We start from the raw sequence: 13,521 nt of genomic DNA, 5'->3' as shown, positions 1-13,521 counted from the left end.
TCAACAACCGGGTCATGCTCAAGCCGGATCCCACCACGCCCGAGGTGCCTTTTGCCGGTGCGCGTGTGCGCCTGCACCGACTGTTGGACGGCTACTGCGCCTGGGAGGGTATCTCAGACGCCTCGGGCTACTACTGGCCGAGCGGTCTGGAGGTAGGAGTGGCGTACTACCCCGTGGCGATCGACCTGAGTGGCACTCATGAGTGCGATGCCGCCGGGCCTGTCATTGCGGTGAGGGCTGGCTGATGCGTGACCTGACACTCACCAAAGACGCCCGCGCCGCCCGCAATGCTGGCAGCATCGCCCAGGCAGATGCCGGCACCGGCAACAGCGCCATCAAGCTCTACACCGCCCAGGGCGGCACGCTGCTGGCTGTGCGCCAGCTGGACAAACCCAGCGGCACCGTGCGCCCGACGGATGGGCGCATCCAGCTTGCGATCGGCGCCGTCAACGACGTGGTGGCGGCGACTGGAGTTGCGACCTGGGGCGAGTGGCATGCGGGCGACGGCACGGTGATGGCCACTGGCCTTGTCACCGATGAGGATGGCAACGTCAGCGACGGAGCTGGCGGCCTCACGCCCACGGGTGACGTGGGCCCCTGGGTGCTGCAAGGCACCACAGGCACGTTGTTGTACGAGGGTGGCTTGGTGCTGCTCAACACGGGCCTGATCGGGTAGAGGGGCGCATGTGGCAGACGGCAAGCTCGTTTTTCTGCGCCCCGCCAGCGGGTCGGCCAAGCTGGTACTGGGCGACACCCATGCGGGCAGCATCGTCCCGGACGCCAACCTTGCCATTGATGCGGGGTTCGCCGGCGATGCCGCTGCGAATGTCCGCCTTGCATACGGCAGGCCGCTGGCTGTCGATGCGGGATTTGCGGGCGAGGGTGCGGCCGATGTGCAGCTGCTGTGGGATGCCAACGTCAGCCGCGGCGGCCTGCGGCACGAGCTGCGCAGCCACTGGCAGCCCGCCCGCACCCTGGCCGCCGGCCTGGGCGCCGCATGGCAGCAGGCACAGCCGTTGCACCTGGGCACGCAGGCCCGGTGGCAGCAGGCGAACACCCAGCGCGGTGCGGTGCGCGGCCACTGGCAAGATGCCGAGCGCCAGCGCACAGCCGTGGCCACGCGCTGGCAGCAAGGTGAGCTGCGCCGCGCCGGTGTGGATCTGCTGTGGCAAGAGGCCGAGCGCCTGCGCGCCGCAGCGCTCACCAGATGGCAGCACGGTGAGCTGCACCGCGCAGCTGTGCGCAGCCACTGGCAAGAGATGCTGCGCCTGCGCGCGGCTGTCACTTCGCGCTGGCAGCAAGGCCAGCAGCGCCATGCCCACCTGCTCACCAGCTACGGAGATGGTCTGCCCGTGCGCCTGCCGATGCGCGCGCACTGGCAAGAGGCCTGGCGCCCGCGCTCTGGCGTTTCCCAGCTGCCCAAGCCGCCTGAGCCGCGCCCCCCGTGCTACGACCCCGCGCGCCTGGGCCTGCTGGTGTTCGACACGCCGTACACGGGCGATGGGCGGCTGGTCTTCGTGTGCCGCCGGGCGGGGCCACCGCTGCCACCAGCATCCATCGTCGTTCCAGCGAGCAGGAGTTACATCGTGATCAATTCCATCGAGGTCCGCCGCGCGGATGACCTGGCGGGCGACCCGTTGCCATCCGAGACATTCCAGATGCAGCTGGACCGGCAAAGCTGGACATGGACGTTCTCAGCGAGTTTTCACGCATCGGCACGCGATGCGGTCGCTCCTGGCCCGGGTGGTCAGCCCGTGGAGCTGGAGGTGCGCGTTAATGGGCAACCGTTTCGTCTCCAGGCCGAACGCATCGGCCGCAGCAAGCGCTTCCCCGAGCACATGATCACCGCCTCGGGGCGGGGCTTAGCTGCGGTGCTGGATGCACCCCACGCGTCAGTGCAGACCTTCAGCCAGGCCATGGACCGCACGGCGCAGCAGCTGATGACCGAGGTCCTAACGGTCAATGGCGTAGGTTTCGGCTGGTCGGTGGACTGGCAGATCACGGATTGGCTGGTACCGGGTGGGATCTGGATGCACCAGGGCACATGGATCAGCGCGCTGGCGGACATCGCGGGCAGCGTGGGCGCCTATCTGCAGCCCCATGACACGGCCCCCGTACTGCGCGTACTGCCGGCATGGCCCGAGCCCTGGTGGCGGTGGGACACCCTGGCACCGGGCATAGAGCTACCCGAGGGCACTGCTGAGGTGGACGAGACCGAGGTGGTCGATCTGCCTGGCTACGACCGCATCTTCGTGGGGGGAGAGGCAGGCGGCATTCAGGCGGACCTGACGCGCTCTGGCATGCCCGGCACGATGCTCAAGCAGCCCATGGCCGTGCATCCGCTGATCACCGAACTTGCCGCCGCCAAGCAGCGCGCAACGGCCGAGTTGGCCGAGTCGGGGCGGATGCTCAAGCACAAGATGACGCTGCCAGTGTTGCCCACCACGGGCGTGATCAAGCCGGGGACGGTACTGCGATATGTGGATGACGCGCAGGCGCTGCGCCTGGGCATCGTTCGCTCCACGGCAATCACCCAGCAGTTCCCTGTGCTCACACAGTCGCTGGAGATCGACAGCCATGCCTAACCTGTACCAGCAACTCAAGGAACTGCTCGCACCTGGCCGGGTGCAGATCGGGGAGGTGGTGGCCTATGCGGATGGCGTGGCCACTATCAATCTGCCCGGCGCGGGCCAGATCCGCGCGCGTGGCGAGGCCACGGTGGGCGGCAAGGTGTTCGTGCAAGACGGGGTGATCCAGGGGCCGGCTCCCAATCTGCCCGTGTTTGTGGACGTGATCTAAAAAAACGGGCGACCTGGCAAGGTGCGGGAACACCAAGCCAGGACCCTAACCTGCAGGTATGAGCTGCAAGCCAGGCGAAGACCCGCCACTCTCGCGAGAGCGGGTGAAGCCTAACAGATGTTTCACCACAGAAAAGAGGCTTGCAAATAATGGCGAATCCAATCGTCCCGTGGATCGGCGGCAAACGCCGCCTAGTGGACCTGCTGCTCAGCAGGTTTCCGTCCCACGAGTGCTACTGCGAGGTGTTCGCCGGCGGTGCGGCGGTGTTCTTCGCGCGCAACCCGGCGCCCGTCGAGGTACTCAACGATGTCAATGGCGACCTGGTCAATCTGTACCGAGTCGTCACCCATCATCTCGAAGAATTCGTGCGGCAGTTCAAATGGGCACTGACGAGCAGGTTGGTGTTCAAGTGGCTACAGGAAACCCGTCCTGAGACGTTGACCGACGTGCAGCGCGCGGCGCGCTTCTTCTACCTTCAACAGCAATCCTTCGGCGGCAAGGTAGCCGGGCAGACCTGGGGCACGGCGACCACAGCCCCGGCGATCAATCTGTTGCGTATCGAGGAGAACCTCTCGGCCGCGCATTTGCGCCTGGCGAGTGGCGTTTACATCGAGCAGCTCGACTGGGCCGCGTGCATCGATCGCTACGACCGAGCCCACACACTGTTCTATCTCGACCCGCCGTACTGGGAGACCGAGGGCTATGGCGTCCCGTTCCCCTGGGAACAGTACGTGGCCATGGCTGCGAAGCTCAGGGCGATCAAGGGCAAGGCTGTAGTGAGCATCAACGACCACCCGGCCATCCGCGAGTGTTTCGCAGGCTTCGACATGGAGTCGCTCAAGCTGGACTACACCGTGGGCGGCGGTGCAAACAGGGTCGAGCGAGGAGAGCTGGTGATCTACAACTGGGATCGCCAAGCGGAACCAGCCGGCTTGTTCTGACGCGCAATTTACTTTCCTGACGCGAAAGTAAACTGACGGCAATTTATCTCAGCGCTGCGGCTTCAAATATCGCGGCGCGCTTCACCCTGTTTGCCATGAATGCTTCCGCCCCCACCGCCGCCCCTTCCCATCCGCGCCTGACCTCGCTGTCGCATGGCGGCGGCTGCGGCTGCAAGATCGCGCCGGGCGTGCTGTCGCAGATCCTGCAGCAAAGCGGCGCGGGCGCCGTCATGCCGCCCGAGTTGATGGTGGGCATCGAGACCTCGGACGACGCGGCCGTGTACCGCCTGAACGAGAGCCAGGCGCTGGTGGCTACCACGGACTTCTTCATGCCCATCGTGGACGACCCATACGAGTTCGGCCGCATCGCTGCCACCAACGCGCTGTCCGACGTGTACGCCATGGGCGGCAAGCCCATCATGGCGCTGGCGCTGGTGGCCATGCCGGTGAACACGCTGCCGCTGGACGTGATCGGCGCCATCGTGCGCGGCGGGCAGGACGTGTGCCGCGCGGCGGGCATCCCGATCGCGGGCGGCCACACCATCGACTCGGTCGAGCCCATCTACGGCCTGGTAGCCATGGGCCTGGTGCACCCGGACCGGGTGCGCCGCAACGCCGGCGCCCAGCCGGGCGACGTGCTGGTGCTGGGCAAACCGCTGGGCGTGGGCGTGTATTCGGCCGCGCTGAAGAAGGAGCAACTGGCCGACGCCCACTACCGCGAGATGATTGCCGCCACCACGCGCCTCAACACCCCCGGCCCGCTGCTGGCCGAGCTGCCCGGCGTGCACGCCATCACCGACGTGACGGGCTTCGGCCTGGCCGGCCATGCGCTGGAGGTGGCGCGCGGCGCGGGCGTCACGGTGCAGATCGACTGGGCGCGCGTGCCGCTGCTGCCCGGCGTGGCGGACCTGGCCGCGGCGGGCTTCGTGACCGGTGCCAGCGGCCGCAACTGGGCCGGCTATGGCGAGGGCGTGGCGCTGGGCGCCGGCCTGCCGGCCACCGCACAGGCGCTGGTGACGGACCCGCAGACCTCGGGCGGGCTGCTGGTGGCCTGCGCGCCGGACAGCGTGCAGGACGTGCTCGCGGTGTTCGCGCGCGAGGGCTTCGCGCAGGCGGCGGTGATCGGCAGCGTGCAGGCGGGGCCGGCACGGCTGGAGCTGCGTTGAACACGCCGCCGGGGTCGCCGCCGCAGCTGGCTACTCCGGCGGGGCAGGGGGGATTGCGCGAGCTGTCGCCTGCCTACTTTGGCCTGGTCATGGCCACAGGCATCGTTTCACTGGCTGCGGACATGCTGGGCCATCCCCTGCTGGCGCGCGCGTTGCTGGCCCTGAATGCCGTGCAGTACGTGGTGCTGTGGGCCTTGTATGTACTGCGGGCCTGGCGCTATCCCCGGCGTTTCTTTGGCGACATGGTGGACCACGCGCGCGGGACCGGCTACTTCACCATGGTGGCGGCCACGGGCATCCTGGCCAGCCAGTGCATCGTGCTGCTGGGCCATGTGCCGCTGGGCTTCGCGCTATGGGCGCTGGCGGCGCTGCTGTGGCTGGTGTTGACCTACACCATCTTCACGGCCTTCACCATCCGCCGGGACAAGCCCCCGCTGGACCGGGGCATCAGCGGTGCCTGGCTGCTGGCCGTGGTGTCCACGCAGGCGCTGGCCGTGTCCAGCGCCCTGCTGGCCGCGCGCATCGGCCAGCCGCTGCGGCTGGAACTCAACCTCCTGGCGCTGTCCATGTGGCTGTGGGGCGGCATGCTCTACATCTGGATGATGGCGCTGATCTTCTACCGCTACCTGTTCTTTCCCTTCTCACCGGGCGACTTGTCGCCGCCGTACTGGATCAACATGGGGGCCATGGCCATTTCCACGCTGGCCGGCTCGCTGCTGATCCTGAACGCGCCACAGGCGCCGTTCCTAGTGTCGCTGCTGCCGTTCCTCAAGGGCTTCACGGTGTTCTACTGGGCCGCGGGCACCTGGTGGATTCCCATGCTGGTGCTGCTGGGCATCTGGCGCCACGGCGTGCGCCGCTTTCCGCTGCGCTACGACCCGCTGTACTGGGGCGCAGTGTTTCCGCTGGGCATGTACGCGGCCTGCACCTGGCAGATGGACCAGGCCATGGCCTTTGGCTTTCTGGATGCGCTGCCCCGGCTGTTCTTTGCCGTGGCGCTGCTGGCCTGGCTGCTGGCGTTCATCGGCATGCTGCGCAGCGTGGCGCGCCAGCTGCGTGGGCTGTAGGCAAACAAAGGCACAGGCGCGCCAGTGCCAAGGCCGCTTGGCTAGACTCCGGCTTTCTCTTCAGCAAACCACACAACCATGGCACTCACAGAACAGGCATTGTTGGCGGCGATCGCCGGCGTCCAGGATCCGCACACGGGCAAGGACTTCGTGAGCACGCGCGCGGTGCGCAATGTGCAGATCAACGGCGGCGATGTCGCCTTCGACGTGGAGCTGGGCTACCCCGCCAAGAGCCTGGTGCCCGAGTTGCGCCGCCAGTTCATCGCCGCTGCCAAGGCAGTGGCGGGCGTGGAGAACGTGTCGGTCAACATCAACACCAAGGTGATCGCGCACGCGGTGCAGCGGGGCGTGCAGCTGCTGCCGCAGGTGAAGAACATCATCGCCGTGGCCTCGGGCAAGGGCGGCGTGGGCAAGAGCACCACGGCCGCCAACCTGGCCCTGGCGCTGGCCGCTGAAGGCGCCCGCGTGGGCGTGCTGGATGCCGACATCTACGGTCCCAGCCAGCCCATGATGCTGGGCATCAGCCGCCGCCCGGAGAGCGAGGACGGCAAGACCATGGAGCCGCTCGAGAACTACGGCGTGCAGGTCATGTCCATCGGCTTCCTGGTGGACCAGGACGAGGCCATGATCTGGCGCGGCCCCATGGCTACGCAGGCGCTGGAGCAGCTGCTGCGCCAGACCAACTGGAAAGACCTGGATTACCTCATCATCGACATGCCGCCGGGTACGGGCGACATCCAGCTCACGCTCTCCCAGCGCGTGCCCATGACCGGCGCGGTGATCGTCACCACGCCGCAGGACATTGCGCTGCTGGACGCCAAGAAGGGCATCAAGATGTTCGAGAAGGTGGGCGTGCCCATCCTGGGCATCGTGGAGAACATGGCCGTGCACGTGTGCAGCAACTGCGGCCATGTGGAGCACATCTTCGGCGCCGACGGCGGCAAGAAGATGGCCGCCGACTATGGCATGGACTACCTGGGCGCGCTGCCGCTGGACATGCACATCCGCCTGCAGGCCGACAGCGGCAAGCCCACCGTGGTGGCCGACCCTGACGGCGAGGTCGCGCAGATCTACAAGAAGGTGGCGCGCGATGTGGCCGTGAAGATCGCGCAGCAGGCCAAGGACTTCTCCAGCAAGTTCCCCACCATCTCGATCAGCAAGAACACCTGATCTGTCAGGGCGCGGTGCGGCTCAGCGCAGCGCGAGCCGCGCGCCCGCGCCTTCCTCTGCTCCGCCCATCACGGGCAGCGGCTTGCCGTCCGGTGCGCGCACCGTGCTCAGCAGCGCCACCACGCGGGCCTGCGTCTCGGCGGGCAGTGGCGCAAAGCCGGTGCCGGCCACCGCGCGGTCGCCCATCAGGAACGAGCGATAGAAGAAGTTGAGCGCGCGTGCCGTGCGCTCGGGCGCGGCGGGCTTGCTGTTGATCACGATGTAGGTGGCCGACACGATGGGCCAGGCCATTGGGGTGTCCACGTCCACCAGCGGCGGCGCGTTCAGGCCGTCACGAAACAGGTTGGCGCCGCGCACGGCGGCGCGGTAACTCGCCAGCGAAGGAGTCACCCATTCGCCGCGCCGGTTGCGCAGCGCGACGGCGGCGGGACCGTCGCCCACCACATAGTCCGATGACACGTAGCCCAGGGCACCGGCGGTGGCCTGCACCGCCGCCACCATCTTGCTGGAACCCTCCACGGCCTGGATCGCGCCGCCGGCGGGCCAATTCGCACGTCCGTCCTTGAGGGGGATGGCGCTGTCGTTCGCGGCCGCGGCCTGCCGCAGGTAGGCGAGCAGCACTTGCGTGGTGCCCGAGCCGTCGGCCCGCACGACGCGCGTGATCGGCAGGTTGGGCAGCTTCAATTCAGGGTTCAGCGCGGCAATCGCCTTGTCGTTCCAGTGGTCGATGCGTGCGGCGAAGATGGCGGCCAGCACCTGCGCGTCCAGGCGCAGCCGCCCGCTGGCTACGCCCGGCAGGTTCACGACCGGCACCACACCGCCCACCAGCGTGGGGAACTGGATCAGGTGATGCTGGGCCAGCTCCTGCTGCGACAGGGGAATGTCGGTGGCGCCGAAGTCGACCTGCTGCGCCTTGATCTGCTGCACGCCTTGGGTAGAGCCGACGGCTGCGTACTGGACCTTGGTGCCGCGCTCCTGCGCATAGTGGCTGGCCCACTGGGCATACACCTTGGCGGGAAAGGAAGCGCCCGCGCCACGCAGGGTGATGTCTTGGGCCAGTGCGGGTGCGGCCAGGACCAGGCTGACCAGCACGGGGGCGGCGATCAGCGCGATACGCGATCGGATAGTCGTTTGCATAGCGAGAAAGCGTCGGGAAGAGTGGTACGGCAGGGCCCGCATGCGCCGCAATCCAGGGGTGCGGCGGCGGGGGGGCTGCAGGGCTGGGCGGGAGCCAGGAGCGGAGCGCGGCTTTGAAGGGCGCGCATCTTACCGGCCTTTGCAAGGAGGCAGGACGGCTGGATGAGATGCCATGCCGCGGGAGCGGTATGGAGCCAAGGTGCCGAGGGCAAGCGAAGTGCGCGCAGGCAAGCGCGGGGCGGTGTGCCGGACAGCAGGGCCCGGCCTTAGTCCTGCCCGGTGGGACGGCGTGCATTGACGCCGCGGGGGGCGCGGCGCACACTGCCTGCGCTTCCTTTTCCCCGCGATTCCATGATCTCCCGACCCGAATTCACCGCCGTGCCCGTGGCCACGGCAGACGATCTGCGCGAGCGCCTGCGCCGCAAGGCCCACCTCAAGGGCCGCCAGCCCGAGGCCTCTGCCTTGACCGAGGTGCAGGCGCTGATCGGCGCGCGCCCGCCAGAGGGCTATGCGCGCGACCGGCTTATCGAGCACCTGCACCTGATCAACGATCGCCACGGCGCGCTGTACGAGCGGCACCTGGTGGCGCTGGCGCGCCTGATGAACCTGCCCATGGCCGAGGTGTACGAGGTGGCAAGCTTCTACCACCACTTCGAGGTGCTGCGCGACGCCGACGGGCCGCCGCGCCTGGTGCTGCGCGTGTGCAACGGGCTGTCCTGCTGCATGGCCGGGGCCGACGCGTTGCTGGCCGAACTGCCCGGGCGGCTGAGCGCCGCGGGCCATGGCGACGTGCGTGTGCAGGCCGCGCCGTGCGTGGGCCGCTGTGAGCAGGCGCCTGTGGCCGTGGTGCACCAGTGCCCGGTGCCGCGTGCCACGCTGGGGGCGGTGCTGGAGCGGGTCGATTTGATGCCGAATCGGGCTCAGGCCCAGCACCCTCAAGCGCCGACAGCTCCTGTTTTTGAAGCGCTGCCGCAAACGGCCATCACGCGCGGGCCGGAGGCGGTCGCGCCGCCGTGGGTGGGATTGGCCGCCTATCGGGCGCGCGGCGGCTATGCGTTGGCCGCCGGCCTGGGCCAGGGGCGCGTGCCGGCCGACGGCGTGCTTGCGGCCATGGAGGACTCAGGCCTGCGCGGCCTGGGCGGTGCGGGTTTTCCGGCGGGGCGCAAGTGGCGCATCGTGCGCGAGCAGGCGGCCCTTGCCGGGCGCCAGGCCGCCCCAAGCGGGGCAGCGGCCCCCTCGGCGGGCAGCGGACCACGCGAAGCGGGGGAGCGTGGGGGCGTGGCCCTCATGGCGGTGAACATCGACGAGGGTGAGCCCGGCACGTTCAAGGACCGCACTTACCTGGAGCGCGACCCGCACCGCTTCCTGGAGGGTGTGCTGGTGGCTGCACAGGTCGTGGGCACCGCGCAGGTGTACATCTACCTGCGCGACGAATACCACGGCTGCCGCGCCCTCCTGCAGACAGCGATTGCCGAACTGCAGGCCGACCCGCCGTGCGCCTTGCCGCGCATCGAGCTGCGCCGCGGGGCAGGCGCCTACATCTGCGGCGAGGAGTCCGCGATGATCGAGAGCATCGAAGGCAAGCGCGGCGAGCCGCGCATGCGCCCGCCCTATATCGCCCAGGTGGGGTTGTTCGGCCGGCCCACGCTGGAGCACAACTTCGAGACGCTGTACTGGGTGCGCGACATCGTGGAAAAGGGCCCCCAGTGGTTTGCCAGCTTCGGCCGCCATGGACGCAGGGGGCTGCGCAGCTTCAGCGTGAGCGGGCGTGTGAAGGAACCCGGCGTGAAGCTGGCGCCCGCGGGCATCACGCTGCGTGAACTGGTGGATGAATACTGCGGCGGCATGGCCGACGGGCACGTGCTGTATGCCTACCTGCCCGGTGGCGCGTCGGGCGGCATCCTGCCGGCGCGGCTGGCCGATGTGCCGCTGGACTTCGACACGCTGCAGCCACACGGCTGCTTCATCGGATCGGCGGCCGTGATCGTGCTCAGCCAGCACGACCGCGCGCGCGATGCAGCCCTGAACATGATGCGTTTTTTTGCGCACGAGAGCTGCGGCCAGTGCACGCCGTGCCGCGTGGGAACGGCCAAGGCGGCGCAGCTCATGCAGGCGCCGCTGTGGGACGAGGACACGCTGGACGACCTGGCGCAGGTGATGGCCGATGCCTCCATCTGCGGGCTGGGGCAGGCGGCACCCAACCCGATCCGCTGCATCCACAAGTACTTTGCGCATGAGGTGGGCGAGGGCCCCTGGCCCGGCGACCTGCCGCTGCCGCGTGGCGGCGTGCGCACCGAGCGCATCCCGCCCGCCGCAGTGCCGGAGGATCGCCCATGAGCGCCGCACCGCACACCGGCGCAGGCGCCGTGCCGTTCGAGCTCGACGGCGAACTCTTGCAGGCCCTTCCGGGTGAAACCCTGTGGCAGGCCGCGCGCCGCCACGGCGTGCAGATCCCCCACCTGTGCCACACCGATGGCCTGCGGCCCGACGGTAACTGCCGCGCCTGCGTGGTGGAGATCGAAGGCGAGCGCACGCTGGCGCCCAGCTGCTGCCGCGCGCCCACGCCCGGCATGCGCGTGCACGCCCAGAGCCCCCGCGCGCTCAAGAGCCAGCAGATGGTGCTGGAACTGCTGCTGTCCGACATGCCAGAGACCGGCTACAAGTGGAACGACGCTGCAAAAACAATAGCTGATAGCGCTTGTCAGGAGAGCGCTGGAGCAAAATTTGACCAAGTACCAACGCCCCCGGGGCAGCATGGCGAGTTGAGCGCCTGGGCCGATGCGCTGGGCGTGGCCGTGCGCCCCGCGCTGGCCGCGCTGCGCCGCGCGCAGCCCGCGCCCGACCTGAGCCACCCGGCCATGGCCGTGCACCTGGACGCGTGCATCCAGTGCAACCGCTGCGTGCGCGCCTGCCGCGAGGAACAGGTCAACGACGTGATCGGCTATGCACTGCGCGGAGCCGACAGCAAGATCGTCTTCGACCTGGACGACCCCATGGGCGCCAGCACCTGTGTGGCCTGCGGCGAATGCGTGCAGGCCTGCCCCACGGGCGCGCTGAGTCCCAAGACCCACATCGGCCCGCAGAAGGTGGACCGCACGGTGGACTCGGTCTGCCCGTTCTGCGGCGTGGGCTGCCTCGTCACCTACCACGTGAAGGACGAAAAAATCGTGCGCGTGGACGGCCGTGACGGCCCGGCCAACCGGGGCCGCCTGTGCGTGAAGGGGCGCTTCGGCTTTGACTACGCGCACCACCCGCAGCGCCTCACGGTGCCGCTGGTGCGCAAACCTGGCGTTCCCAAGGACTGGCAGGGCGCTGTGAGGCCCGAGGACTGGCGCGAGGTCTTCCGCGAGGCGACCTGGGACGAGGCACTGCAGCGCGCCGCAGGCGGACTGCGTGCGCTGCGCGATGCGCACGGCCCCAAGGCGCTGGCGGGGTTTGGCTCGGCCAAGGGCAGCAACGAAGAGGCCTACCTGTTCCAGAAGCTGGTGCGCACCGGCTTTGGCAGCAACAACGTGGACCATTGCACGCGCCTGTGCCACGCCTCCAGCGTGGCGGCGCTGCTGGAGGGCGTGGGCTCGGGCGCGGTGAGCAACCCGGTGAGCGACGTGGCGCATGCCGAGGTCATTCTGGTGATCGGCTCCAACCCCACATCCAACCACCCCGTGGCCGCCACATGGATGAAGAATGCCGCCCGGCGGGGTGCAAAGATCGTGCTGGCCGACCCGCGCGTGACCGACATCGGGCGCCACGCCTGGCGCGTGCTGCAGTTCCGGCCCGACACCGATGTGGCCGTGCTCAACGCGCTGATCCACACGGTGATCGAGGAGGGCCTGGCCGACGAGGCCTTCATCCGTGACCGTGCGCTCAACTACGAGGCCCTGCGAGAGAACGTGCGCGCCTACAGCCCTGAGGCCATGGCGCCGCTCTGCGGCATTCCCGCGGACACGCTGCGCGAGGTGGCGCGCGCGTTCGCCACGGCCAAGGCGTCGATGGTCCTCTGGGGCATGGGCGTGAGCCAGCATGTGCATGGCACCGACAACGTGCGCTGCCTGATTGCCCTCGCCACCGTCACCGGGCAGATCGGCCGGCCCGGCACGGGCCTGCACCCGCTGCGCGGCCAGAACAACGTGCAGGGCGCAAGCGATGCGGGCCTGATCCCGATGATGTTCCCCAACTACCAGCGCGTGGACAACGCCGAGGCGCGCGCGTGGTTCGAGCAGTTCTGGGGCTTGCCGCTGGACGACGCGCCGGGTTACACCGTGGTCGAGATCATGCACAAGGCCCTGGCCGATGAGGCCGACCCGCACAAGGTGCGCGGCATGTACATCATGGGCGAGAACCCGGCCATGAGCGACCCTGACCTGAACCATGCGCGCCAGGCGCTCGCGAGCCTGTCGCACCTCGTGGTGCAGGACATCTTCCTGACCGAAACCGCCTGGCTGGCCGACGTGGTGCTGCCCGCCAGCGCCTGGCCCGAGAAGACCGGCAGCGTGAGCAACACCGACCGCATGGTGCAGCTGGGCCGGCGCGCGCTCACGCCACCGGGTGACGCGCGGCCCGATCTGTGGATCGTGCAGCAGATAGCGAAGGGCATGGGCCTGGCCTGGGACTACGAGGGCGCAGAAGCTGGCGTGGCTGCCGTCTATGAGGAAATGCGCCAGGCCATGGCCGGCGCCATCGCCGGTATCAGTTGGGACCGGCTGGAGCGCGAGTCCAGCGTGACCTACCCCTGCCTCTCGGTCGAGGATCCGGGCCAGCCCATCGTATTCACCGAGCGCTTCCCCACCCCCACGGGCCGCGTCACGCTGGTGCCGGCCGACATCATCCCGGCCGACGAGCGGCCCGATGCTGACTATCCGCTGGTGCTCATCACAGGCCGCCAGCTGGAGCACTGGCACACGGGCAGCATGACGCGGCGATCGGCCGTGCTGGACGCCATCGAGCCGCACGCCACGGCCTCGCTGCACGGCGACGAACTGGCGCGCCTAGGGCTGGCGCCGGGCGACTGGGCGGCGATCCGCTCGCGCCGCGGTGCCGTGCAGGTGCGTGTGCGCCGCGACGACGGCACGCCGCGCGGTGCGGTGTTCATGCCGTTTGCCTATGTGGAAGCGGCGGCCAACCTGCTCACCAATGCGGCGCTGGACCCGTTCGGGAAGATTCCCGAGTTCAAGTATTGCGCCGTGGTCGTGCGGGGCATTGCGCCGCCGCAGGGGCAGGGCGGCTGACTCCGGCGTACAGTGG

11 protein-coding genes are annotated in these 13,521 nt (G+C 68.9%); 10 read left to right on the top strand and 1 reads right to left on the bottom strand.

Annotation, left to right across the window (positions count from 1 at the left end; translation table 11 throughout):
• The 8 genes from AC1PPL_RS19015 to apbC all read left to right on the top strand — a co-directional run.
• On the top strand, window positions 1-245 hold a 245-nt coding region (locus tag AC1PPL_RS19015; RefSeq protein ID WP_479973940.1), incomplete at its 5' end, for a hypothetical protein.
• A complete protein-coding gene (locus AC1PPL_RS19010) occupies window positions 245-676 on the top strand; it encodes a hypothetical protein (protein ID WP_479973939.1) in 432 nt (143 codons plus the stop codon). The genes AC1PPL_RS19015 and AC1PPL_RS19010, both read left to right, overlap by 1 nt.
• Before the next feature lie 10 nt (window positions 677-686).
• Complete coding sequence (locus tag AC1PPL_RS19005; protein WP_479973938.1) at window positions 687-2,585, top strand: hypothetical protein; 1,899 nt, start codon at window positions 687-689, stop codon at window positions 2,583-2,585.
• Complete coding sequence (locus AC1PPL_RS19000) at window positions 2,578-2,799, top strand: hypothetical protein (protein ID WP_088888160.1); 222 nt, start codon at window positions 2,578-2,580, stop codon at window positions 2,797-2,799. Before AC1PPL_RS19005 ends, AC1PPL_RS19000 begins: the two co-directional genes overlap by 8 nt.
• A 149-nt stretch (window positions 2,800-2,948) precedes the next feature.
• Entirely contained in the window at window positions 2,949-3,740 is a 792-nt protein-coding gene (locus AC1PPL_RS18995; protein ID WP_479973937.1) for a DNA adenine methylase, read from the top strand.
• Window positions 3,741-3,835: 95 nt separating this feature from the next.
• Entirely contained in the window at window positions 3,836-4,906 is a 1,071-nt protein-coding gene (gene selD, locus AC1PPL_RS18990) for a selenide, water dikinase SelD (RefSeq protein WP_479973936.1), read from the top strand.
• Complete coding sequence (locus AC1PPL_RS18985; RefSeq protein WP_479973935.1) at window positions 4,903-5,973, top strand: tellurite resistance/C4-dicarboxylate transporter family protein; 1,071 nt, start codon at window positions 4,903-4,905, stop codon at window positions 5,971-5,973. The genes selD and AC1PPL_RS18985 overlap by 4 nt, the downstream gene beginning before the upstream one ends.
• Before the next feature lie 78 nt (window positions 5,974-6,051).
• Complete coding sequence (apbC, locus tag AC1PPL_RS18980) at window positions 6,052-7,143, top strand: iron-sulfur cluster carrier protein ApbC (protein ID WP_103737100.1); 1,092 nt, start codon at window positions 6,052-6,054, stop codon at window positions 7,141-7,143.
• A 21-nt stretch (window positions 7,144-7,164) separates the two neighbouring features.
• Here apbC and pstS read toward each other — a convergent pair whose 3' ends face one another.
• Window positions 7,165-8,280, bottom strand: a complete 1,116-nt coding sequence (gene pstS, locus AC1PPL_RS18975; RefSeq protein WP_479973934.1) for a phosphate ABC transporter substrate-binding protein PstS — start codon at window positions 8,278-8,280, stop codon at window positions 7,165-7,167.
• 351 nt (window positions 8,281-8,631) lie between these two features.
• Between pstS and AC1PPL_RS18970 the strand changes: the two genes are divergently transcribed.
• Together AC1PPL_RS18970 and fdhF are read left to right on the top strand one after the other, a co-directional pair.
• Complete coding sequence (locus tag AC1PPL_RS18970; protein ID WP_479973933.1) at window positions 8,632-10,617, top strand: NADH-ubiquinone oxidoreductase-F iron-sulfur binding region domain-containing protein; 1,986 nt, start codon at window positions 8,632-8,634, stop codon at window positions 10,615-10,617.
• Window positions 10,614-13,505, top strand: coding sequence for a formate dehydrogenase subunit alpha (gene fdhF / locus AC1PPL_RS18965; RefSeq protein WP_479973932.1), 2,892 nt, complete (start codon window positions 10,614-10,616; stop codon window positions 13,503-13,505). Before AC1PPL_RS18970 ends, fdhF begins: the two co-directional genes overlap by 4 nt.
• Window positions 13,506-13,521: the final 16 nt, after the last annotated feature.

Source organism: Diaphorobacter sp. B2A2W2 (genome assembly GCF_056730635.1).
This window is presented reverse-complemented; position numbering and strand designations above follow the sequence as displayed.

Excerpts from the sequence above, each read along its gene's own strand:
- AC1PPL_RS19010 (WP_479973939.1), top strand. The coding sequence starts at position 245 with ATGCGTGACCTGACACTCACCAAAGACGCCCGCGCCGCCCGCAATGCT.
- AC1PPL_RS19000 (WP_088888160.1), top strand. The coding sequence starts at position 2,578 with ATGCCTAACCTGTACCAGCAACTCAAGGAACTGCTCGCACCTGGCCGG.
- AC1PPL_RS18995 (WP_479973937.1), top strand. The coding sequence starts at position 2,949 with ATGGCGAATCCAATCGTCCCGTGGATCGGCGGCAAACGCCGCCTAGTG.
- selD (WP_479973936.1), top strand. The coding sequence starts at position 3,836 with ATGAATGCTTCCGCCCCCACCGCCGCCCCTTCCCATCCGCGCCTGACC.
- apbC (WP_103737100.1), top strand. The coding sequence starts at position 6,052 with ATGGCACTCACAGAACAGGCATTGTTGGCGGCGATCGCCGGCGTCCAG.
- pstS (WP_479973934.1), bottom strand. The coding sequence starts at position 8,280 with ATGCAAACGACTATCCGATCGCGTATCGCGCTGATCGCCGCCCCCGTG.
- AC1PPL_RS18970 (WP_479973933.1), top strand. The coding sequence starts at position 8,632 with ATGATCTCCCGACCCGAATTCACCGCCGTGCCCGTGGCCACGGCAGAC.
- fdhF (WP_479973932.1), top strand. The coding sequence starts at position 10,614 with ATGAGCGCCGCACCGCACACCGGCGCAGGCGCCGTGCCGTTCGAGCTC.